Source organism: Burkholderia sp. Tr-862, from assembly GCF_011753085.1.
GTDB lineage: Bacteria > Pseudomonadota > Gammaproteobacteria > Burkholderiales > Burkholderiaceae > Burkholderia > Burkholderia ambifaria.
Genome location: NZ_VWWG01000347.1, coordinates 1 through 2,114 on the forward strand (window position 1 = coordinate 1; position 2,114 = coordinate 2,114).

Consider the following 2,114-nt stretch of genomic DNA (forward strand, 5'->3'; position numbering starts at 1 on the left):
CGCGGCGTGCTCGCGCTGCCGGCCGACGGCGCGGCGCGCCACTATCCGGCGCCCGTCGTGCAGGCGATCGACACGACCGCGGCCGGCGATACCTTCATCGGCGGTTTCGCCGCGCGGCTCGCCGCGGGTGAGGACGTCGACACCGCGATCCGCTTCGCGCAACGCGCGGCGGCGCTGTCGGTCACGCGTGCGGGCGCGCAGCCATCGATTCCCACCCTCGCCGAACTGGCCGAATAGGGCCAGGTCACGCATCGTGGCCGGCGCCTGCGACAGCAGGCGGCCGGCTGTCTCTTCCTGATCGGCCGGAACTCGACATTCGCTCCGTCATTTCACGGCACGGGCCAGCGTGTTTCGCACCTATTATTCAGCGATATGTAATAAACCGATCAATTGCGGAGAAAATTGACGTCAATACCATCAAGTTGTGCGGCGAACGGTCGTAAATGCATCGGGCGAAACAGTGTTTCGAAAAACGGGCCCGGCCCGTTCATGACGACGCAACACAGGAAGAATGATGGTGATCGGAAACCTGACGATACGTGCGCGCATCGGTCTGACGATGGCGTTTCTCGCGGTGCTGCTGGGGTTGATCGGCGTGCTCGGCGTGTACGGGATGACGCGCTCGAACGACACGACGCGAGAACTCTTCACGAACCAGATGCCGAGCGCGGTCAACGTGGCCGTGTCGGAAATGTACGCGGCGCGCGAGCGCCTGGCGCTCGATCGCGCCGCGCTGCTGGCCGGCTCGGCCGACTCCGCCGCCGCGGTGGAGCGCAGCCGCGCGATGCGCGCGCAGTCCGACGCGTGGTGGCAAAAGTACCTCGCGCTGCCGCGCGGGGCGCAGGAAGACCGACTTGCACAGGACGTCGCCGCGAAGCGGCAGGCGTTGCAGCGCGGCTGCGACGCGTTCGGGAGCGCGATCGCGACGGGCGACCACGACCGGATCGGCGAGGGCGCCAAGCAGCTCCAGATGCTGTACAACGAGCTTTCGATCGCGGGCGAAGCGCTGCGCAATTTCCAGTTCAGCGACGCGCAGGCGGGCTTCGACCACGCGGAATCGGTGTACGACACGCTGCGCGCGCTGTCGATCGTCGTGCTGGCGGCCGGCCTGGTCGCCGCGGTGCTGTCGTGGCTGACGCTCAGCCGTGCGATCGGCCGCCCGCTCGCGGACGCGCTCGCGCATTTCGACGCGATGGCCGCGGGTGACCTGCGCCGCTCGATCGTCGTGCATCGGCGCGACGAAATGGGCCAGCTCCTCGACGGCCTCGCGAGGATGCAGCGCGGCTTCGTCGACACGGTGCGTACCGTGCGCGGCGGCAGCGAGTCGATCGCGACCGCGGCCCGGCAGATCGCCGCCGGCAACATCGACTTGTCGTCGCGCACGGAAGAACAGGCGTCGGCGCTGCAGGAAACCGCGTCGAGCATGGAGCAGCTGACCGGCACGGTGAAACAGAACGCGGACAATGCGCGGCAGGCAAGCTCGCTGGCCGCGAACGCGTCGGAGATTGCAAACAAGGGCAATACGGTGGTCGGCCAGGTGGTCGGCACGATGGGCGAGATCAACGACAGCTCCGCGAAGATCGCGGACATCATCGCGATCATCGAGGGAATCGCGTTCCAGACCAACATCCTGGCGCTGAACGCGGCCGTCGAAGCCGCGCGTGCCGGCGAGGAAGGGCGCGGCTTCGCGGTCGTCGCGGGCGAGGTGCGCAGCCTCGCGCAGCGTTCGTCGAGCGCGGCCAAGGAGATCAAGGCGCTGATCGACGCGTCGGTGGACCGCATTCGCACGGGGTCGACGCTGGTCGACGAGGCCGGGCGCACGATGAGCGACGTGATCGCCGCCGTGCAGCGCGTGACGGACATCATGGGCGAAATCGCGGCGGCGTCGGAGGAGCAGAGCGGCGGCATCGACCAGGTCGCGCGCGCGGTCGCGCAGATGGATGAAGTCACGCAGCAGAACGCCGCGCTCGTCGAGGAAGCGGCGGCCGCCGCGCAGTCGCTCGACGAACAGGCCGCGCGCCTGCGCGACACGGCGTCGGTATTCCGGATCGACGACGACGCGGCGCGGCCGGCAGCCGCCCCCGCTGCACGTCAGGCGCCGCGCGCGATGCCTG

The 2,114-nt window shown here is 68.9% G+C and carries 2 protein-coding genes; both read left to right on the forward strand.

What is annotated here, in order from left to right; all coding sequences use genetic code 11:
* The coding region (locus tag F3J14_RS34700; RefSeq protein WP_247682362.1) for a PfkB family carbohydrate kinase at positions 1 to 237 on the forward strand (237 nt) is incomplete at its 5' end.
* A 277-nt stretch (positions 238 to 514) separates the two neighbouring features.
* The coding region (locus F3J14_RS34705; protein ID WP_166726729.1) for a methyl-accepting chemotaxis protein at positions 515 to 2,114 on the forward strand (1,600 nt) is incomplete at its 3' end.